Raw genomic sequence first — 19,931 nt, 5'->3', positions numbered from 1 at the left:
GGTCCTCTGCGCTCCGCGGCGCAGGTGGGCCCGGCGAGTACCGACCAGTTGAGAGGCCGAGAGGGATACGGATGAATCCGATCGAGGTGCCCACTGCCAGCGGACTGCCACTTCTGGGTTCCATGCTGGACCTGGGACGCGACCCCCTGGGGACTTACGAGCGTGCGAGGAAGGAGCACGGCGACGTCGTGCGGATCGTGTCGGGGCCTCCCGGCCTGCGTACGGAGATCTACTTCGTCTTCTCCGCTGAGGGCGCCCAGCAGGTTCTCGCCTCGCAAGCCGCCAACTTCCGCAAGGACGACGCCTTCTCGATGGAGATGCGAGAGACCTTCGGCAACGGGCTGCTGAGCAGCCTGGACGAGGACCACCTGCGCCAGCGTCGCCTGCTCTCCCCGCTCTTCACCAAACGAAAGGTGGCGGAGTACGCCCGTGCCGTGTGTGACGAGGTGGACGCGATGTGCGGGGAGTGGGAGGCGGACGGGGGGACGGGGGCCGACCTCAACGAGGACATGAGCCGACTGACCGTGCGGATGATCACCCGGATCCTGTTCGGTTCGGACGCCGAGGAGGCGGCCGCCGTGGTGCGTCGCTGTATGCCTGTACTGGGCACGTACACTCTCAAACGCGGTCTCATGCCCGTCAATCTGCCCCGGTCCTTCCCGACCGCCGCAAACCGCCGGGCGTCGGCGGCGCAGGCGGAGCTGTACGCCTTGTGCGACCGCTTCATCGATCAGCGTCGAGGGAGCAGCGACGCCACCGGGAAGGACGGGGCGGACGACCTGCTGACGCTTCTGATCAACGCGCGGAGTGATGAGGACGCCCCTCTTACCGATCGCGAACTGCGAGACCAGGCGCTGGTCTTTCTACTGGCCGGTTCGGACACCACCGCCACCTCGCTCACGTTCGCCATGCACCTGCTGGCACGGCACCAGGACGTGCAGGACAGCACACGCGCAGAGGTGCTGGCCGCGTTGGGCGATCGAAGGCCCACCCCGAAGGATCTGGACGCGATACCCGCCCTTGAACGGGTGCTGAAGGAGGCCATGCGCCTCTACCCGGCAGCTCCCGTGCTCATCCGACGTGCGGCGCAGGCCGCGGTCATCGACGGATATGCCATACCGGCGGGTTCGTATGTCTACGTGTGCCCCTGGGTGACACACCGCCATCCCTCTTACTGGCCGGACCCTGAGCGCTTCGACCCGGATCGCTTTCTGCCCGCGCAGGCGAGCGACCGGTCGCGTTACGCCTGGTTCCCGCTCGGCGGCGGCCCGCGTTCCTGCATCGGCAACCACTTTGCGATGCTCCAGATGAAGCTGGCCGTGGCGATGTTCCTGCAGCGCTACCGCTTCACAGGGCTGGAGGAGGAGGTGCCGCTGGAGGTGGGTGTCACCATTCGGGCGGCGCGGTCCGTCACCTGCCGGCTGGCACCGGTGGGGCCGCTGTCTGCGGATGCGCTTTCCTCCGCTTAGCGAACCGCGCTCGTTGCCGGTTCCTTCTCGGTGGCGGGCGGTTCCTGCTCCTGTTCCTCTCGCTCTTCTTCAGGAGTCCAAGGGAGCCATGTGTAGGGGTCATCCGTAGCGACCGGTGCGGAGATTGTGTTGCCCATTTTCTCGCTCCTTCACAGGAAGGGAGGACGTTGGAATTCGACCACGGGTTCGCCCGATTAGGCACACTGGGAAACTCGTGATCCATTTGTCTCGTTTTTTGTTTGGCCGCCCGTGGTGCCGACCATCTCGTAATCGGAGTCTGTCAATCCGGGCTTCGGTAAAGCATCAGTAATGACCACAGTTACGTTGGAGATTTCCTGCCGCGTACCTGCCGCGCAAGCCAGTGGCAGAATCGCGCGCTCTGTGGAACGGCCGGGACTTCGTCGGCGGCCTGCACATCAGGGCTGAGTTCCTCGTCCCCTGCGGTGTGTGGGATGAACGGCGAGGGGAAGTGCCGAGAGCCCCGCGCCCCCTGAGGGGACGCGGGGCTGTGTCGACATGAGCGCTAGTGTGCGGGCTCCCCGCGGTGGCGGACCACCGCGTCCGGTCCGGGGGACAACAGGGCCTCGTGCCCGTCGTCCTCGAAACGGACCCGGAACGGGGGAGTGCCGTTCGGTCCCAGGACTTCGACGATCATCGCGGTCCTGTCGTGCTGCCCGACGATGCGGCCGTGCACGAGCAGGATGTCGCCTACGTCTGCACGCATCTGGAGGGCCTCCTCGTTCGCACAGATTGGTCCGTATTCGCAGTCTATGGCGGATGGCGCCGGATGAGACCGGCACGGGCACCGCGGTCGCGCGGTCAGCCACGTGCTCGCTGCGTGACCGCGATGCAGACCAGGACGGCCGCGGCTGTCACGGGCGCGGCGGGTGTGAGCCGCTCGCCCAGCAGCAGCACCGACCACACCAGTGTGAGCAGCGGCTGCGCCAGCTGCAACTGGCTCGCCTTCGGGATGCCGATCGTGGCCATGCCCCGGTACCAGACCACGAGACCGAGGAACTGGGAGCCCGCGGCGACCCACAGCAGCCCGGTGACGCTGTGCGCGGTCAGCTGGACCGGCTCGTACGACAGCGCCACCAGCGCGCCCGGCACGGTGAGCGGCAGACACAGCACCAGAGCCCAGCCGATCACCTGCCAGCCGGGCATCTCCCGGGCCAGCCTGCCGCCCTCGGTGTAGCCGGCCGCGCACACCAGCAGTGCTCCGAACAGGTAGAGATCGGCCGCGGTGAGAGCGCCGCCGCTCTGTGTCACGGTGAACGCGACCACCGCGGCCGCGCCCGCGAGCGCCGCCGCCCAGAAGGTCCGGGAGGGGCGGGTGCCCATGCGCAGGGCGGAGAACAGCGCGGTCGTCAGCGGGAGGAGGCCGACGACGACGGCGGCATGCGCGGTGGTCGACGTCCGCAGGGCGAGGGTGCTCAGCAGCGGAAAGCCCAGGACGACGCCGGCGGCGACGACCGCCAGGCCCGCCCAGTGCCGGCGACCGGGCAGCGGCACCCTCAGTGCCAGCAGACAGCCGGCCGCGAGTGCGGCGGCGAGGACGCTGCGCACGGCTACCAGCGACCACGGGCCGAAGCCCTCCAGACCCCATGCGGTGGCGGGGAAGGTGAGGGAGAAGGCGGTGACACCGAGGGCGGCCTGGAGGATGCCCACGGCGCGGGGACTCTCTCGTGGGGCGCTCCCGAGGGGAGTGCTGACCGCTATCGGGGAGGTGGCAGTAGCGCTATCGTGTGCTCTCATGCATGACCGTAGCAGTGTCGGTGAGCTGGTGAACAGTCTGCGGCGGGAGCTCGACCGCTACTCTCCTGGTGGAAAGCTGCCGTCGAGTCGTGCGCTGGTCGAACGTTTCCGGGTCAGCCCGGTGACCGTCTCGCGTGCCCTGGCGCAGCTGGCGGCCGAGGGGCTGGTGGTCACCCGGCCCGGCGCGGGCGCCTTCCGGGCCGAGCCCCGTACGGCCCCCGCTCCCGCCGGGGACACCTCCTGGCAGGAGGTCGCGCTGAGCGCGGACGGCGCCGCCGACCTGGTGCCGCGGACCGTGGACGCCTCCGGAGTGCTGGTCTCGCTCGCTGCCCCGCCACCGGGCGTGATCGAGTTCAACGGCGGCTATCTGCACCCTTCGTTGCAGCCCGAGCAGGCGATGGGCGCGGCCCTGTCGCGGGCGGGGCGCCGTCCCGGTGTGTGGGCACGGCCCCCCGTGGAGGGGGCCTGGGAGTTGCGGGAGTGGTTCGCGCGGAGCATCGGGGGCGGCGTCACCGCGGCCGAGGTGCTGGTCACGGCAGGCGGCCAGTCCGCGCTGACCACCGCGCTGCGCGCCCTCGCGCCGCCGGGCGCTCCGGTGCTCGTCGAGTCGCCCACGTACCCCGGCATGCTGGCGATCGCGCGGGCGGCCGGGCTGCGGCCCGTCCCGGTCCCGGTGGACGCGGACGGAGTGAAGCCGGCGCTGCTCGCGGACGCCTTCCGGGCGACCGGTGCGCGGGTTTTCGTCTGCCAGCCGCTGTTCCAGAACCCGACGGGTGCCCTGCTCTCACCCGAGCGGCGGGGCGAGGTACTGCGGATCGCGCGCGAGGCGGGCGCGTTCGTGGTCGAGGACGACTTCGTACGGCGGCTCGTGCACGAGGACGCGGGGCCGCTGCCGCGTCCGCTGGCGGCCGAGGACCCCGACGGGGTGGTCGTGCATGTCTGCTCGCTCACCAAGGCGACCTCGCCCAGCTTCCGGGTGGGCGCTCTCGCGGCGCGTGGTCCCGTGCTGGAGCGGTTGCGCGCCATCCAGGTCGTCGACACCTTCTTCGTGCCGCGCCCCCTCCAGGAGGCGGCCCTGGAACTCGTGGGTTCCCCGGCGTGGCTGCGGCACCTGAGGGCGGTGTCGGCGGAGTTGAGGCGCCGCCGGGACGCGATGACGTCCGCGCTGCGTCTGGAACTCCCCGCGTACTCGCTGCCGCACATCCCTTACGGCGGCTACCACCTGTGGCTGCGCCTGCCCGACGGCACGGACGAGTCCGCCCTGGTCACCGCGGCCCTGAGAGCGGGTGTCGCCGTCACTCCCGGGCGCCCCTACTTCAGCGCCGAGCCCCCGGCCGCGCACGTGCGGTTGAGCTTCGCGGGCGTCGCGGGAGCGGGGGAGATCACCGAGGGGGTGCGGCGGCTGAGGGAAGCGGAAAAGTGTTCGACAGGGCGCCCCTGACCTGTGAAGGTCTCGCCATGACCGACGAGCCGACCCTCCCCGAGGGCTACGAGATCTCCACCGATCCCGACCGCGTCGATGTGGGGCGGGTCCACCACTGGCTGGCCACCGACGCGTACTGGGCCGTCGACCGGCCCCGTGAGAAGCACGAGCGCGCGATGGCCGGATCGCTCAATTTCGGTGCGTACGAGGTGTCTTCGGGCCGGCAGGTCGCGTACGCGCGTGTGGTGACCGACCGGGCGACGTTCGCGTGGCTCTGTGACGTGTACGTCGACCGTCCGGCGCGCGGGAAGGGCCTGGGGGTCGCCCTGGTCGCAGCCGTGCGCGAGCACCTGCGGCCGTACGGGCTGCGGCGCGTCCTGCTCGCCACCCACGACGCCCACGGCGTCTACGAGAAGCTTGGGTTCAGAGCGCTCGAAAAGCCCGACGAGTGGATGGCGTTCGCGTACGCACGGGACGCCGACGGGAGGCAGTGAGCGTCGCGGCACCCCGGGTCACCGGTGAGTGGAACCCATTGACCCGTGCGGCATCGCGCTCCACGATCGCCGCATGCATCTTCGGGTCACGTTCGTCGCCGCCGCGCGCAGCGCCTCGCTGCTCGCGGAGCGCTTCGAGGACGACCGGCCGCTGGATCAGGCGGGCTGGGACGAGGTGCAGCGCGCCGCCCACGAACTCGTGCCGCTGGCGGCGGCCGAGCTGCGCTACTGCTCGCCCACGCCGCGCAGCCGGGCCACCGGTGACGCCCTCGGCTACGCGCCGCTGGTCCAGCTCGCGCTGCGGGACTGCGACATGGGCCGGTGGCGCGGTTTCACGCTGGGCGAGGCGATGGCGCGGGAGCCGGAGGCGGTCGACGCGTGGCTCGCCGATCCGCGGGCGACCCCGCACGGCGGGGAGTCCCTGCACGCGTTCATCACCCGGGTCGGCGGCTGGCTCGACACGCGGCCCGTCGACGACGGCGGCCGCGTCGTCGCGGTGGCCGAACCCTCGGTCGTCCGGGCCGCGATCGTCTACGCGCTCAAGGCCCCGCCGGCGACGTACTGGAACATCGACGTCCGCCCCCTGTCGACGGCCACCCTCACCGGCCGCTCCGGCCGCTGGAACCTGCGTCTGGACGGAACGGAGGGGCGGGCCTAGGGGCGTGCGCACCAGACCTCAGGGCTCTCGCGTGTAGTCGGTCGTCAGCAGCAGGTCCTTGGCCGGGCCGCGCACCCGCCACACCGTGCGCCAGCGGTCCGTGTCGTACGCCGTGAACTCGCCCCGGTAGAGGTCGGCCGAGCACGGATGGTCGGCGACCCAGTGGCCCGCGGTGAGGTCCAGATCGTGGAAGGGGCGGCTGTCCGCGAACCGCACATCCGCGGTACCCGGAGCGGCGCCCGGCAGGAAACGCAGCGTTCGTTCCGCGGGACGCCCGACGCCCTGCCAGACGAACGTGCCGGACTCCCGGTGCAGCAGCCCGCCGCCGTCCAGCGGGCCGAACTCGGTCGTGCCGGCGAACTCGCCCTCGTCGCCGTTCGCGAGATCCCGCACCGACCGCCGGACCCGCCAGCTCCCGGCCAGGTACGCCAGTACGTCCGGTACTGGCCAGAACTCGCCCATTCCGTCCCGCTCCCCTGTCACAGCCATCGCTGCACGCCCCATTGACGCACCCCAGCCCCCTCTCTATGTTGCCGTTCGCAATGCTGATCAATGTCCGATATTTCGAACATGCACTGCGTTCGCAGAAGAGAGCCGCGGAGTATCCATGTCACACACCCGCACCCGGACGACCCGGCCCCGCTGGAGACTGGGGCTCACCGCCACAGCGCTCCTCGTGGCCTCGGCCGTCGTCCCGGGCCCCGCACACGCCGAGGACGTCACCGACTACACGATCACCGTCGACCCCACCACCAAGGGCGCGAAGATCGACGACACGATGTACGGCGTCTTCTTCGAGGACATCAACCGGGCCGCGGACGGCGGCCTGTACGCCGAGCTCGTCCAGAACCGCTCCTTCGAGTACTCCACCGCCGACAACAACGCGTACACCCCCCTCACCTCCTGGGCCGTCGACGGCACCGCGAAGGCCGTGAACGACGACGGCCGCCTCCACGCCCGCAACCGCACCTACCTCGCCCTGGACGCGGACTCGTCCGTCACCAACTCCGGCTACAACACGGGCATCAGGGTCGAGAGCGGCAAGAGGTACGACTTCTCCGTGTGGGCCCGGACCGACCAGGGGACGCGCCTCGCCGTCTCCCTCGCCGACACCGACGGCACTCTCGCCGAGGCCCGCCGGATCACCGTACGCGGCGGCTGGGCCAAGTACACCGCACGCTTCACCGCGACCCGCTCCAGCACCACCGGACGCCTCACCGTCGCCACCGACGGCCCCGCCGCCCTCGACATGGTCTCCCTCTTCCCGCGCGACACCTTCAAGGGACGCGAGAACGGCCTGCGCAAGGACCTCGCCGAGAAGATCGCCGCCCTCGACCCCGGCTTCGTCCGCTTCCCCGGCGGCTGCCTGGTCAACACCGGTTCCATGCAGGACTACAGCGAGGCCTCGGGCTGGGAACGCAAGCGCTCCTACCAGTGGAAGGACACCATCGGCCCGGTCGAGCAGCGCGCCACCAACTCCAACTTCTGGGGATACAACCAGAGTTACGGACTGGGCTACTACGAGTACTTCCAGTTCTCCGAGGACGTCGGCGCGATGCCGCTGCCCGTGGTGCCCGCCCTGGTCACCGGCTGCGGCCAGAACAAGGCCACCGACGACGACGCCCTCCTCAAGCGTCACATCCAGGACACCCTGGATCTCATCGAGTTCGCCAACGGGCCGGTGACCAGTGAATGGGGCAGGAAGCGGGCGCAGATGGGGCATCCCAAGCCCTTCCGTCTCACGCACCTCGCGGTCGGCAACGAGGAGAACCTGCCGAACGAGTTCTTCGCCCGTTTCCAGCAGTTCCGCGCCGCCATCGAGGCCAGGTACCCGGACATCACGGTCGTGTCCAACTCCGGCCCGGATGACGCGGGTGCGACCTTCGACACCGCCTGGAAGCTGAACCGCGAGGCGAACGTCGACATGGTCGACGAGCACTACTACAACAACCCGAGCTGGTTCCTGCAGAACAACGACCGCTACGACTCCTACGACAGGAACGGCCCGAAGGTCTTCCTCGGCGAGTACGCCTCCTGGGGCAACGCCTTCAAGAACGCCCTCTCCGAGGCCGCGTTCATGACCGGCCTGGAGCGCAACGCGGACGTCGTGAAGCTCGCGAGTTACGCCCCGCTGCTCGCCAACGAGGACTACGTGCAGTGGCAGCCCGACATGATCTGGTTCAACAACCGCGCCTCCTGGGGCTCGGCCAACTACGAGACGCAGAAGCTCTTCATGACCAACGTCGGCGACCGCGTGGTGCCGTCGACGGCGACCGGTACGCCCTCCACGACCGCCCCCATCTCGGGCGCCGTCGGCCTGTCGACCTGGGCGACCACGGCGGCGTACGACGACGTCCAGGTCACGGGCGCGGACGGACGGACTCTGTTCAGCGACGACTTCAGCGGTGACGCCTCGCGGTGGAACCACACCGGCGGCGGCAGCTGGAGCATCCAGGACGGACAGTACGTGCAGACCGACGCGGCCGCCGAGAACACCATGGTGTCGGCGGGCGATCCGGCCTGGCACGACTACGACCTCAAGGTGAAGGCCACCAAGAAGTCCGGCAAGGAGGGCTTCCTGGTCGCCTTCGGCGTCCAGGACACCGGCAACTTCTACTGGTGGAACCTCGGCGGCTGGAACAACACCACGTCGGCGGTCGAGCAGGCCGTGGACGGCGGCAAGTCGTCGCTGATCTCCAAGCCGGGGACCATCGAGACGGGCCGTACGTACGACATCGAGGTCAAGGTGCGGGGCCGTCAGGTGACCCTCTACCTGGACGGCCAGGAGTGGGGCAGCTTCAGGGACGACAAGCCGGCCGAGCCGTTCCGGCAGGTGGTGACACGGGACGCCCGCACGGGCGACCTGATCCTGAAGGTCGTCAACGCCCAGTCCGTGGACGCCCGTACGGCCGTCGACCTCGGTGGGGCGAAGGTCGCCCCGAAGGCCCGGGTGACCATGCTCAAGGCCGCCCCCGACGCCGTGAACACCGAGACGGAAACGCCGGTCGCGCCGGTCACGTCCACGTTCACCGGGGTGGCCGACAGGTTCACGTACACCTTCCCGGCGAACTCCGTGACGTTCCTGCGGATCGCGTCACATTCGTGAGGCCCGGGGCGGCTCAGGCGCCGAAGTACGCCTGGGCCGCCCGCACCCCCTCCGCCAACGCATCCACGTCCTCAGGGGTGTTGTAGAGGTAGAAGGTGGCCCGGGTGGTCGCCGGGATCCCGTAACGGCGGACGATCGGGCGGGCGCAGTGATGGCCCACGCGGACGGCGACGCCCCGGTCGTCCAGGACCTGGCCCACGTCGTGCGGGTGGATGCCCTCGACGGTGAAGGAGACGGCGGAGCCGCGGTCCGTGACATCGCGGGGGCCCACGATCCGCACACCCGGGATCTCCTGGAGCAGGGTGAGCGCGCGGGCGGTCAACTCGTCCTCGTACGCGGCCACTTCCGCCATGCCGAGCGCCTGGAGGTAGTCCACGGCCGCCGCCAGGCCCACCGCCTGTGGCGCCATCGGCACACCCGCCTCGAAGCGGTGCGGCGGCGGCAGGAACGTCGCGCGGTCCATCTCCACCACCTCGATCATCGAGCCGCCGGTGAGGAACGGCGGGAGGTCCGCGAGGAGTTCGCGCCGGCCCCAGAGCACACCGATGCCGTTCGGGCCCAGCATCTTGTGCCCGGAGAAGACGAGGAAGTCCGCGCCCAGCCCGCCCACGTCGACCGGCCGGTGAGGCACGGACTGGGCGCCGTCGACCACCACCAGGGCGCCCACGGCGTGCGCGCGGTCGGCGAGGTCGCGCACCGGGTTGACCGTACCGAGGACGTTCGACTGGTGGGTGACCGCCACGACCCGGGTGCGCTCGTCGAGGAGCTCGTCCGCCCGGGTCAGGTCCAGACGGCCGTCCTCGGTGAGCCCGAACCAGTCGAGCGTGGCGCCCGTGCGTGCGGCGAGCTGCTGCCAGGGGACCAGGTTCGCGTGGTGCTCCATCTCCGTCACCACGATCCGGTCGCCCGGGCCGAGACGGCGTTCGTCGCTCAGCCCGTACGCGACCAGGTTGACGCCCTCCGTCGCGCTCTTGGTGAACACGATCTCGTCCTCGGCGGCCCCAATGAACCGGGCGACGGTGCGGCGCGCGTCCTCGTACGCCTCCGTCGCCTCCCCGGCCAGCTGGTGGGCGCCACGGTGCACGGCCGCGTTGTGCGTGAGGTAGAAGTCCCGTTCGGCGTCGAGTACCCGGAGCGGTTTCTGCGTGGTCGCGCCGGAGTCCAGATAGACGAGCCGGGCACCGCTCCCGACCGTCCGGCCCAGGATCGGGAAGTCCTCGCGCAGCGCGTGCACGTCGAAGGGCACAGCGGTCACCTCTCACGTCATCACAGTCGATTCTCCGTGAGGGACGCTAGAGTGCCTCACGGGGAATCGCAAGCATTGGCGTGAGGATCCCGGCTCGCTAGCATGACGGCGTGGATCACGAAGCCCCCCACTACCTGCACCAGCTCCAGGTCCCCGGCGAGGAGCGCTATGTGTCGTTGGCCCTGGTCAACACGCGCTTTACGCTGAGCCACGGACCGGTCGACCTGCTCGACGGCGCCGAGGCCGCGCACCTCTGGCTCGTACGGCACGCGCTGCTGCCGGACCGGGCGGCGCTGAACGGCCGGCAGTTCGGGCGACTGCTGGCGCTGCGCGAGTCGCTGCGCTCGCTGTTCGAGACGCGGGCGAGCCGTGCCGTGCCCCCGGCGGAACCCCTCGCCACCCTCAACTCCACGCTCGCGGCGGCCCCTTCGACGCCCCGGCTCGCCTGGACGGCCGACGGCCCGCACCGCGCCGACGAGCCCGACACCGGCAACCCGGCCGGCGCCGCGCTCTTCCACCTCGCCGAGGACGCCACGGACCTGCTCACCGGCGCCGAGGCCGACCAGTTGACGGAGTGCACCGCACAGCGCTGTGACCGCTGGTTCCTGCGCTCCCACGCGGCCCGCCGCTGGTGCACCACGAAGTGCGGGAACCGGGTACGGGCGGCGCGGGCGTACGCGGCGCGCAAACGCCGGCCCGAATGAGGGGCCAGGACGGTCAGCCTATGCTGGCGCGCATGCAGTCCTACACGATCGGCCAGGCGGCGCGGCTGCTCGGGGTGAGCCCCGACACGGCGCGGCGGTGGGCGGACGCGGGGCGGGTGGCGACCCGTCGTGACGAGACCGGGCGACGGCTCATCGACGGGAAGGACCTGGCCGCGTTCTCCGTGGAACTGGCCGGCGCCGGCGACGAAGACGTCTCGTACACCTCGGCCCGCAACGCCTTCCCCGGAATCGTCACCGCCGTGAAACTCGGTGACGTCGCGGCCCAGGTGGAGATCCAGGCGGGTCCGCACCGGCTGGTCTCGCTGCTGACCCGGGAAGCCGTGGAGGAACTGGGCCTGGAGGTCGGCATGGAGGCCACCGCCCGTGTGAAGTCGACGAACGTGCACATCGATCGCGCCTGAGCGGCGGAGGCGGGGGCCGCTCTGGCGTACCCCTCGCCCTGATCACATCCGCGCCGGGTAACCGCCGTCCACGCGTATCGCGGTGATGCCGCTGATGTGCCGGGCGCCACAGCGGTCCTGGGGCAGGACGAGCTGGGGTCCGGCGCGGTGGAGCGGGGTGTCGTCGATGGTGACCGCCAGCAGGACGGGCGCGCGGCCGAAGTCCGGGTCGATCTCGGCCCAGGACAGCAGGGCGTGATGGCCGTCCGTGCCCGTCACGGCGATCAGGAAGCGCAGGCGGTCCTTGCGCCGGGCCGGGTCGAAATCCGGGCCGGCGTCGGACAGGACGTCGTGCAGGAGCGGTCCGGTGAAGCGGTGGTGCTGGATCCCGCTGGTCGCGCACTCGAAGCTGACCCGCTCCTGGTGCTGGGGCCAGGCGAGCAGGTCGGACACGGTCAGCCGGGACGGGCGCGCGAGGTCCCCGGTCAGGGCGAGCTCCGCCACCGGATCGGCGACCGGCTGGGTCAGGGACTGGCTCACGGGTCACCACCTCCCGGGTCACGGTACCCGGGCAGCGCTCCCGTGCAAACGCACATGCCCACCCCGGTTCCCCATCGATCCGGCTCATGCGATGCGACAGGAGACTTACACCTCGCATGTGCGCCAGTATGATCGGCGTACGTGTATGAGCCCGGGTCCTCGCAGTGATCAAGTCGACCGACGTGGTCGTCGAGAGACCGTGAGCAGAGGGAGTAGATCCGTGATGACCCGTTCCCCGCGCCGTACCCGCCGGATGCCGCAGGTGGCCGGCGCGGGCGCCGCCGCGCTGCTGGCCCTGAGCGCCTGCTCCTCCTCCGACTCGGGCTCCGACGCGGGCTCCGGCTCCGGGAAAGCGGGCTCGGACTCCTCGGCATCCTCCTCGTCGAAACTGTCCGGCACGGTCACCGTCTTCGCCGCCGCCTCGCTCAAGGAGAGCTTCACCACCTTGGGCAAGGAGTTCGAGAAGGACCACCCCGGCACCAAGGTCACCTTCAACTTCGGTGGCAGCGACAGCCTCGCCGCCGGCATCACCGGCGGCGCCCCCGCGGATGTGTTCGCCGCCGCCAGCCCCAAGACGATGAAGATCGTCACCGACGCCGGGGACGCGTCCGGCACCCCCGCCACCTTCGTCCGCAACCAGCTGGAGATCGCCACCCTGCCGGGCAATCCCGACAGGATCTCGTCCCTGAAGGACCTCACCAGGTCCGGACTGAAGGTCGTCCTGTGCGACCAGGAGGTGCCGTGCGGAGCGGCCGTGCGGAAGGCCCTGGACGCGAGCGGCCTCAAGCTCACTCCGGTGTCCTACGAGCAGGACGTCAAGAGCGCCCTGACCAAGGTGGAGCTGAAGGAGGCAGACGCCGCGGTCGTCTACAAGACCGATGTGAGGGCGGCGGGTGACAAGGTGGAGGGCGTGGAGTTCCCCGAGTCGGCCGACGCCATCAACGACTACCCGATCGCCCTGCTCAAGGACGCCCCCAACGCGGCAGCGGCGAAGGCGTTCATCGAGCTGGTCTCGTCGGCCGCGGGTCAGAAGGTCCTGACCGAGGCCGGGTTCCTCAAGCCGTGACCTCATCGACCGGGAAGTCCGGCCCCGCGGCCGGAACCCCGAAGGGCGGGCCGCGGCGGGGACGCGTCCGGGCCGGTGGGAGAACCGGGCCCGGTGGAGGAGTCCGGGCGGGGGCGCGGGGCCGTCGCGCCCCCGTACCCGTACCGTTGCTGGTGCCCGCCCTGATCGGCCTCGCCTTCCTGGTGCTGCCGCTGATCGCCCTCCTCGTGCGGACCCCGTGGTCGAGCCTTCCGGAGCAACTGGCGAGTACCGAGGTGTGGCAGGCCCTGCGACTGTCGCTGGTCTGCGCGACGGCGGCCACCGCGGTGAGCCTGGTGATCGGTGTGCCCTTGGCCTGGCTGCTGGCCCGCGTCGACTTTCCCGGACGCGGTCTCGTACGGGCCCTGGTCACTCTTCCCCTGGTGCTGCCGCCGGTCGTGGGCGGTGTGGCCCTGCTGATGGCGCTCGGCCGCAACGGCGTCGTCGGGCGGTGGCTCGACTCCTGGTTCGGGATCACCCTGCCGTTCACCACCACGGGTGTCGTGGTCGCGGAGGCGTTCGTGGCGATGCCGTTCCTCGTCATCAGCGTCGAGGGGACGCTGCGGGCCGCCGATCCGCGCTACGAGGAGGCCGCCACCACGCTGGGCGCCTCCCGCTTCACCGCGTTTCGCCGGGTGACCCTGCCGCTGATCGCGCCCGGGATCGCCGCCGGCGCGGTGCTCGCCTGGGCCCGTGCGCTGGGCGAGTTCGGCGCGACGATCACCTTCGCGGGCAACTTCCCCGGCCGTACGCAGACGATGCCGCTGGCCGTGTACCTGGCCCTGCAGAGCGACCCGGCCGCCGCGATCGCTCTCAGCCTGGTGCTGCTCGCCGTGTCCGTCGCGGTCCTGGCGGGGCTGCGCGACCGATGGATGACCGCCACATGACCGACACCGAGAAGACCGCAGGGGAGGCCGCAGCCGCACCCGATGCCACAGCGGCATCCGAGGCCACAGCCACCCCCAAGGCCGCGGCCGCCCCCGGCCCGGAGGCCGAGGGGCTGGACGCCCGTCTCGTCGTCGACCGCGGTGACTTCCGCCTCGACGTGGCGCTGACCGCCGCGCCCGGTGACGTGGTCGCGCTGCTCGGCCCGAACGGCGCCGGCAAGACCACCGCCCTGCGCGCACTCGCCGGTCTCACCCCGCTCACCAGCGGCCATCTGTTCCTGGACGGCGCCGAGTGGGACGGCACTCCGCCGGAGTCCCGCCCGGTCGGCGTCGTCTTCCAGGACTACCTGCTCTTCCCGCATCTGACCGCCCTGGACAACGTGGCCTTCGGACCGCGCTGCCAGGGCGCGACCAAGGCGGAAGCCCGCGCCCGGGCCGCCGTGTGGCTGGAGCGCATGGGCCTCGCCGACCACGCCGGCGCCAGGCCCCGTCGGCTCTCCGGCGGCCAGGCCCAGCGCGTCGCCCTCGCCCGCGCCCTGGCCACCCGCCCCCGGCTGCTGCTGCTCGACGAGCCCCTCGCCGCCCTCGACGCCCGTACCCGGCTGGAGGTCCGTGCCGGGCTACGGCGCCATCTCGCCGCTTTCGAGGCCGTCGCGGTACTCGTCACGCACGACCCGCTGGACGCCATGGTGCTGGCCGACCGGCTCGTCGTCATCGAGGAGGGCCGCGTGGTGCAGGAGGGCACCCCGGGCGACGTCGCGCGCCATCCGCGTACGGACTACATCGCCCACCTGGTGGGCCTGAACCTCTACCAGGGGCACGCCGAGGGCCACACGGTGCGCCTGGACGCCGGACCCGCGATCACGACCACGGAGGACCTCTCCGGCCCGGCCTTCGTGGCGTTCCCGCCGGGCGCGGTGACCCTGTACCGGGAGAGGCCCACCGGCTCCAGTGCCCGCAACCTCTGGCGTGGTGAGGTGGCCGGCCTGGAGACCCACGGCGACCAGATCCGCGTCGACCTCACCGGTGAGCTCCGCCTCGCCGCCGACCTCACCACGCTCGCCGCGGCCGAACTCGGCCTCCACCCGGGCGCACCGGTCTGGGCGACCGTCAAGGCGGCGCAGACGCACGCGTACCCCGCCTGACACGGCATACGTCGTACGTCGCGCCCGCCCAGGGACTGTGTGCCATTCGCCTGGCACGAGCGACGGGTCCCGCACCAGCAGCGCCCCGCCGGACTACGGTGAGGCGCACCACAAGGACACCACCTCACCAGTCCGTCCATCCTCTGCGAGGCGCCGCCCATGAGCCTGTCCATGCGCAACCAACTGCCCGGCACGGTCACCGCCGTCACGCCCGGCGAAGCCATGGCGACCGTCAGGATCCGTCTCGGCGGCGGCCAGGAGATCACCGCGGCGATCACCCGTGAAGCGGTCGCGGAGCTCGGCCTGGCGGAAGGTTCCGCCGTCCGAGCGCTGGTCAAGTCCACCGAGGTCTCCCTGGCCACCGGCATGGTGAACGGCCTGTCCATCCGTAACCGGCTGCCCGGCACGGTCACCGGCGTCGCCACCGGCGGCGCCATGGCCACCGTCAAGGTCACCATCGAGGGCGGCGAACTCACCGCCGCCATCACCGCGGACGCGGTCACGGAGCTGGGCCTCGTGGACGGCTCCGCCGTCACCGCGCTGATCAAGTCGACCGAGGTCGCGCTCGCCGCCGGGTGACTCGGCGGCGCTCACGGCCGGTGCCGGTGTCCCTCCGTGAGGGGCATCACGCGGCGTTGTGCAGGGGCTGTCGGCGGCCGAAACAAGATTGCATAAACGTGCAGCGAAACGTATAGTCATGCCATCCAAGAGGAGGGTTCCATGGCGGTACGTGCAGCGGTGGCGGGAGCGAGCGGTTACGCGGGCGGGGAACTGCTGCGTCTGCTCCTGGCGCACCCCGAGGTCGAGATCGGCGCTCTGACCGGCAACTCCAACGCGGGCCAGCGCCTCGGCGCGCTACAGCCACACCTGCTGCCGCTGGCGGACCGCGTCCTTGAGGAGACCACCGCGGAGGTCCTCACCGGGCACGATGTCGTCTTCCTCGCCCTGCCGCACGGGCAGTCCGCGGCCGTCGCCGAGCAACTCGGCCCGGACGTACTCGTCATCGACATGGGTGCCGACTTCCGGCTGGCGGACGCCGCCGACTGGGAGAGGTTCTACGGCTCCGCCCACGCCGGGACCTGGCCCTACGGCCTCGCCGAACTGCCGGGTGCCCGCGCCGCACTGGAAGGCACCAAGCGCGTCGCCGTGCCCGGCTGCTATCCCACGGCGGCCTCACTGGCACTCTTCCCGGCGTACGCGGCCGGGCTCGCCGAGGCCGAGGCCGTGATCGTCGCCGCGTCCGGCACCTCCGGCGCGGGCAAGGCCCCCAAGCCCCACCTGCTGGGCAGCGAGGTCATGGGCTCCATGTCCCCCTACGGTGTCGGCGGCGTCCACCGGCACACACCCGAGATGGTCCAGAACCTCAGCGCGGCAGCGGGGGAGCGGGTCTCCGTCTCCTTCACGCCCACCCTCGCGCCCATGCCCCGCGGCATCCTCGCCACGTGCAGCGCCAAGGCCCGCGACGGGGTCACCGGAGAGTCGCTGCGCGCCGCCTACGAGAAGGCGTTCGCCGACGAGCCGTTCGTCCATCTGCTGCCCGAGGGGCAGTGGCCCGCCACGGCGTCCGTCTACGGTTCCAACGCCGTTCAGGTGCAGGTCGCGTACGACGAGAGCGCCGGCAGGATCATCGCGATCAGCGCCATCGACAACCTGACCAAGGGCACCGCGGGCGGTGCCGTCCAGAGCATGAACCTCGCCCTGGGGCTCGACGAGACCACCGGGCTTTCCACGATCGGAGTCGCACCGTGAGTGTCACGGCAGCCAAGGGATTCACGGCGGCGGGCATCGCCGCCGGAATCAAGGAGAACGGCAACCCGGACCTGGCCCTCGTGGTCAACAACGGGCCCCGCCGCGCCGCCGCGGGCGTCTTCACCTCCAACCGTGTGAAGGCCGCACCGGTGCTGTGGTCCGAGCAGGTCCTGGCAAGCGGTCAGGTGTCCGCGGTGGTCCTCAACTCCGGTGGCGCCAACGCCTGTACGGGCCCGAAGGGCTTCCAGGACACGCACGCGACCGCCGAGAAGGCGGCGGAGGTCCTCGGCCGGGGCGCCATCGAGGTCGCGGTCTGCTCGACCGGCCTCATCGGCGTCCTGCTCCCGATGGACAAGCTGCTCCCCGGGGTCGAGACGGCCGCCGCCCAGCTGTCCGAGCACGGCGGTGAGAAGGCCGCCATCGCCATCAAGACCACCGACACGGTCCACAAGACGGCCGTCGCCGAGGGTGACGGCTGGACCGTCGGCGGCATGGCCAAGGGCGCGGGCATGCTCGCCCCCGGCCTCGCCACCATGCTCGTCGTGATCACCACGGACGCCGACGTCGACAGTGCCGTACTGGACGAGGCGCTGCGCGCCGCCACCAGGGTCACGTTCGACCGCGTCGACTCCGACGGCTGCATGTCCACCAACGACACCGTCCTGCTGCTCGCCTCCGGCGCCTCCGGGGTCACCCCGGAGTACGGGGAGTTCGCCGACGCCGTCAAGACGGTGTGCGCCGACCTCGCCCGGCAGCTCATCGGGGACGCCGAGGGCGCCAGCAAGGACATCAGGATCGAGGTGGTGGGCGCCGCGACCGAGGACGACGCCGTCGAGGTGGGCCGCTCCATCGCCCGCAACAACCTCCTCAAGTGTGCCCTCCACGGCGAGGACCCCAACTGGGGCCGTGTGCTCTCCGCGATCGGCACGACGGGCGCCGCCTTCGAGCCCGATCAGCTCAATGTCGCCATCAACGGCGTCTGGGTCTGCAAGAACGGCGGCGTCGGCGAGGACCGCGACAAGGTCGACATGCGCTACCGCGAGGTTCACATCGTGGCCGACCTCGCCGCCGGCGAGGCCACCGCCACGATCTGGACCAACGACCTCACCGCCGACTACGTCCACGAGAACAGCGCCTATTCGTCATGAGCACTACGCGTAAACACACCGCCCTCCCCAAGGCCCAGATCCTCATCGAGGCGCTGCCCTGGCTGGTCCGGCACAACGGCAAGACGGTCGTCATCAAGTTCGGCGGCAACGCCATGATCGACGAGGAGCTGAAGGCCGCGTTCGCCCAGGACGTCGTGTTCCTGCACCACGCCGGCCTCAAGCCCGTCGTCGTGCACGGCGGCGGCCCGCAGATCAGCGCCGCCCTCGACAAGCACGGCATCGTCAGCGAGTTCAAGGCGGGCCTGCGCGTCACCACCGAGGACGCCATGGACGTCGTCCGCATGGTGCTCGCCGGGCAGGTGCAGCGCGAGCTCGTCGGGCTGCTCAACCAGCACGGGCCGCTCGCCGTCGGCCTCACCGGCGAGGACGCCCACACCATCACCGCGACCAGGCACCGGCCCGAGATCGACGGCGAACTCGTCGACATCGGGCGGGTGGGCGAGATCACCGAGATCGACACCGGCGCGATCGAGGCGCTGCTCGCCGACGGCCGGATCCCGGTCGTCTCGTCGATCGCCCGCAGCCAGGACGACGGGCACGTCTACAACGTCAACGCCGACACGGCGGCCGCCGCGCTCGCCGCGGCACTGGGCGCCGAAACCCTCATCGTCCTCACGGACGTCGAGGGCCTCTACGAGGACTGGCCGAACAGCGACGAGGTGATCAGCCGCCTCACCGCCGGCCAACTGGAGAAACTCCTGCCGGACTTGTCGTCCGGCATGGTGCCGAAAATGGAGGGCTGCCTGTACGCCGTGCGGGGCGGCGTGCGGAACGCCCGCGTCATCGACGGCCGGGTCCAGCACGCGATCCTGCTGGAGATCTTCACCGACGAGGGCATCGGCACGATGGTCGTGCCCGATGCGGAAGAGGGGGATGCCGGATGAGCGGCACCGCGACCAATGCAGAGCTCACCCAGCGGTGGCAGGGCGCGCTCATGAACAACTACGGCACCCCGAGGCTCCCCCTCGTCCGCGGTGAGGGCACCAGGCTGTGGGACGCCGACGGCAAGGAGTACCTCGACTTCGTCGGCGGTATCGCGGTCAACGCGCTCGGCCACGCCCACCCCGCGATCGTCGAGGCCGTGAGCAGGCAGATCGCCTCCCTCGGCCATGTCTCCAATCTGTTCGTCGCCGAACCTCCCGTCGCGCTCGCCGAGCGGCTGCTCCAGCTCTTCGGCCGCGACGGCAGGGTCTACTTCTGCAACTCGGGCGCCGAGGCCAACGAGGGCGCCTTCAAGATCGGCCGGCTGACCGGGCGCACCCACATGGTCGCCACCCAGGGCGGGTTCCACGGCCGCACCATGGGCGCCCTCGCGCTCACCGGCCAGCCCGGCAAGCAGGAGCCGTTCCTGCCGCTGCCCGGTGACGTCACCCACGTCCCGTACGGCGACGCGCAGGCCCTGGCCGCCGCGGTCACGGAGGAGACGGCCCTCGTGATCATCGAGCCCGTCCAGGGCGAGAACGGTGTGGTCGTACCGCCGGTGGGCTACCTCAAGGCCGCCCGCGCGATCACCGCGGCCACCGGGTCGCTGCTCGTCCTCGACGAGGTGCAGACCGGCGTCGGCCGTACCGGCAACTGGTTCGCGTACCAGGCCCACGAGGGCGTCCTGCCCGATGTCGTCACCCTCGCCAAGGGCCTCGGCGGCGGGCTGCCGCTGGGCGCGACCGTCGCCTTCGGGCGGGCCGCCGAGCTGCTGCGGCCCGGCCAGCACGGGACCACGTTCGGCGGGAACCCCGTCGTCTGCGCCGCCGGACTCGCCGTCCTGGAGACCATCCAGGCCGAGGGTCTGCTGGAGAACGTGAAGTCCGTGAGCGAGAAGCTGCGCGGTGGGATCGAGTCGCTCGGGCACCCGTTGATCGACCATGTCCGTGGCGCGGGCCTTCTGCTGGGTATCGTGCTCACGGAGCCGCTCGCGCCCCAGGCGCAGCAGGCGGCTCAGGACGCCGGTCTCCTGGTGAATGCGCCCGCCCCCGATGTCGTACGGCTCATGCCGCCGCTGACGATCGGTGACGCGGAGGTGGACGCCTTCCTCCAGGTGCTGCCCGGTGTCCTCGACGCAGCGCACGCGACAGTTGAGGCCGGACGATCCGGAGAATGAGAC

At 71.0% G+C, this 19,931-nt stretch carries 20 protein-coding genes; 15 read left to right on the top strand and 5 right to left on the bottom strand.

Going from position 1 to position 19,931, the window contains the following annotated elements:
* The first annotated feature begins 71 nt into the window (after nt 1-71).
* Nucleotides 72-1,469: a cytochrome P450 gene (locus IE262_RS13875; RefSeq protein ID WP_189873833.1), complete on the top strand. Its 1,398-nt coding sequence runs from the start codon at nt 72-74 to the stop codon at nt 1,467-1,469.
* Between the two features lie 523 nt (nt 1,470-1,992).
* Here the strand turns inward: IE262_RS13875 and IE262_RS13870 are convergent.
* On the bottom strand, nt 1,993-2,193 hold the full coding sequence (locus IE262_RS13870) for a DUF1918 domain-containing protein (RefSeq protein ID WP_134039168.1): 201 nt from the start codon (nt 2,191-2,193) through the stop codon (nt 1,993-1,995).
* A 95-nt stretch (nt 2,194-2,288) separates the two neighbouring features.
* A complete protein-coding gene (locus IE262_RS13865; RefSeq protein WP_189873831.1) occupies nt 2,289-3,224 on the bottom strand; it encodes a DMT family transporter in 936 nt (311 codons plus the stop codon).
* Here IE262_RS13865 and IE262_RS13860 point away from each other — a divergent pair.
* The 3 genes from IE262_RS13860 (at nt 3,223) to IE262_RS13850 (ending at nt 5,799) form a co-directional block, all read left to right on the top strand.
* Nucleotides 3,223-4,665, top strand: coding sequence for an aminotransferase-like domain-containing protein (locus tag IE262_RS13860; RefSeq protein ID WP_189873829.1), 1,443 nt, complete (start codon nt 3,223-3,225; stop codon nt 4,663-4,665). The genes IE262_RS13865 and IE262_RS13860 overlap by 2 nt on opposite strands.
* A gap of 17 nt (nt 4,666-4,682) precedes the next feature.
* Entirely contained in the window at nt 4,683-5,141 is a 459-nt protein-coding gene (locus tag IE262_RS13855) for a GNAT family N-acetyltransferase (protein ID WP_134039165.1), read from the top strand.
* A 73-nt stretch (nt 5,142-5,214) separates the two neighbouring features.
* Nucleotides 5,215-5,799, top strand: coding sequence for a histidine phosphatase family protein (locus IE262_RS13850; protein ID WP_134039164.1), 585 nt, complete (start codon nt 5,215-5,217; stop codon nt 5,797-5,799).
* An 18-nt stretch (nt 5,800-5,817) separates the two neighbouring features.
* On the opposite strand, the gene IE262_RS13845 is transcribed toward IE262_RS13850, so the two are convergent.
* Nucleotides 5,818-6,261, bottom strand: a complete 444-nt coding sequence (locus tag IE262_RS13845) for a DUF6314 family protein (protein WP_134039251.1) — start codon at nt 6,259-6,261, stop codon at nt 5,818-5,820.
* A 145-nt stretch (nt 6,262-6,406) separates the two neighbouring features.
* Between IE262_RS13845 and IE262_RS13840 the strand changes: the two genes are divergently transcribed.
* Nucleotides 6,407-8,905, top strand: a complete 2,499-nt coding sequence (locus tag IE262_RS13840) for an alpha-L-arabinofuranosidase family protein (protein WP_189873827.1) — start codon at nt 6,407-6,409, stop codon at nt 8,903-8,905.
* A 13-nt stretch (nt 8,906-8,918) separates the two neighbouring features.
* Here the strand turns inward: IE262_RS13840 and IE262_RS13835 are convergent, their stop codons facing one another.
* Complete coding sequence (locus IE262_RS13835; RefSeq protein ID WP_189874074.1) at nt 8,919-10,151, bottom strand: cysteine desulfurase; 1,233 nt, start codon at nt 10,149-10,151, stop codon at nt 8,919-8,921.
* Between the two features lie 110 nt (nt 10,152-10,261).
* On the opposite strand from IE262_RS13835, the gene IE262_RS13830 reads away from it, so the two are divergent.
* Complete coding sequence (locus tag IE262_RS13830) at nt 10,262-10,855, top strand: ABATE domain-containing protein (protein ID WP_134039162.1); 594 nt, start codon at nt 10,262-10,264, stop codon at nt 10,853-10,855.
* Between the two features lie 32 nt (nt 10,856-10,887).
* Complete coding sequence (locus IE262_RS13825; RefSeq protein WP_189873825.1) at nt 10,888-11,277, top strand: TOBE domain-containing protein; 390 nt, start codon at nt 10,888-10,890, stop codon at nt 11,275-11,277.
* A gap of 42 nt (nt 11,278-11,319) precedes the next feature.
* Here IE262_RS13825 and IE262_RS13820 read toward each other — a convergent pair whose 3' ends face one another.
* Nucleotides 11,320-11,796, bottom strand: coding sequence for a molybdopterin-dependent oxidoreductase (locus IE262_RS13820; RefSeq protein WP_189873823.1), 477 nt, complete (start codon nt 11,794-11,796; stop codon nt 11,320-11,322).
* 223 nt (nt 11,797-12,019) lie between these two features.
* On the opposite strand from IE262_RS13820, the gene modA reads away from it, so the two are divergent.
* The 8 genes from modA to IE262_RS13780 all read left to right on the top strand — a co-directional run bounded on the left by modA (nt 12,020) and on the right by IE262_RS13780 (nt 19,928).
* Nucleotides 12,020-12,862, top strand: a complete 843-nt coding sequence (modA, locus tag IE262_RS13815; protein ID WP_189873821.1) for a molybdate ABC transporter substrate-binding protein — start codon at nt 12,020-12,022, stop codon at nt 12,860-12,862.
* Nucleotides 12,859-13,767 (top strand): ABC transporter permease, encoded by a 909-nt coding sequence (locus IE262_RS13810; protein ID WP_189873819.1) that lies wholly within the window; start codon nt 12,859-12,861, stop codon nt 13,765-13,767. Before modA ends, IE262_RS13810 begins: the two co-directional genes overlap by 4 nt.
* Nucleotides 13,764-14,912 (top strand): ABC transporter ATP-binding protein, encoded by a 1,149-nt coding sequence (locus IE262_RS13805; RefSeq protein ID WP_189873817.1) that lies wholly within the window; start codon nt 13,764-13,766, stop codon nt 14,910-14,912. Before IE262_RS13810 ends, IE262_RS13805 begins: the two co-directional genes overlap by 4 nt.
* Nucleotides 14,913-15,071: 159 nt before the next feature.
* Nucleotides 15,072-15,491 carry a TOBE domain-containing protein gene (locus tag IE262_RS13800; RefSeq protein WP_189873815.1) on the top strand — a complete coding sequence of 140 codons (420 nt, stop codon included), beginning with the start codon at nt 15,072-15,074 and terminating at the stop codon, nt 15,489-15,491.
* Between the two features lie 141 nt (nt 15,492-15,632).
* Nucleotides 15,633-16,661, top strand: a complete 1,029-nt coding sequence (argC, locus tag IE262_RS13795; protein ID WP_134039155.1) for an N-acetyl-gamma-glutamyl-phosphate reductase — start codon at nt 15,633-15,635, stop codon at nt 16,659-16,661.
* Complete coding sequence (gene argJ / locus IE262_RS13790) at nt 16,658-17,809, top strand: bifunctional glutamate N-acetyltransferase/amino-acid acetyltransferase ArgJ (protein WP_189873813.1); 1,152 nt, start codon at nt 16,658-16,660, stop codon at nt 17,807-17,809. The genes argC and argJ overlap by 4 nt, the downstream gene beginning before the upstream one ends.
* A complete protein-coding gene (gene argB / locus IE262_RS13785; protein ID WP_134039153.1) occupies nt 17,806-18,714 on the top strand; it encodes an acetylglutamate kinase in 909 nt (302 codons plus the stop codon). Before argJ ends, argB begins: the two co-directional genes overlap by 4 nt.
* The gene (locus IE262_RS13780; RefSeq protein ID WP_189873811.1) at nt 18,711-19,928 is read left to right on the top strand and encodes an acetylornithine transaminase; all 1,218 of its coding nucleotides are present in this window, start codon (nt 18,711-18,713) and stop codon (nt 19,926-19,928) included. Before argB ends, IE262_RS13780 begins: the two co-directional genes overlap by 4 nt.
* The last annotated feature ends 3 nt before the right edge of the window (nt 19,929-19,931 follow it).

The organism is Streptomyces bluensis, assembly GCF_014650715.1.
GTDB lineage: Bacteria > Actinomycetota > Actinomycetes > Streptomycetales > Streptomycetaceae > Streptomyces > Streptomyces bluensis.
This window is presented reverse-complemented; position numbering and strand designations above follow the sequence as displayed.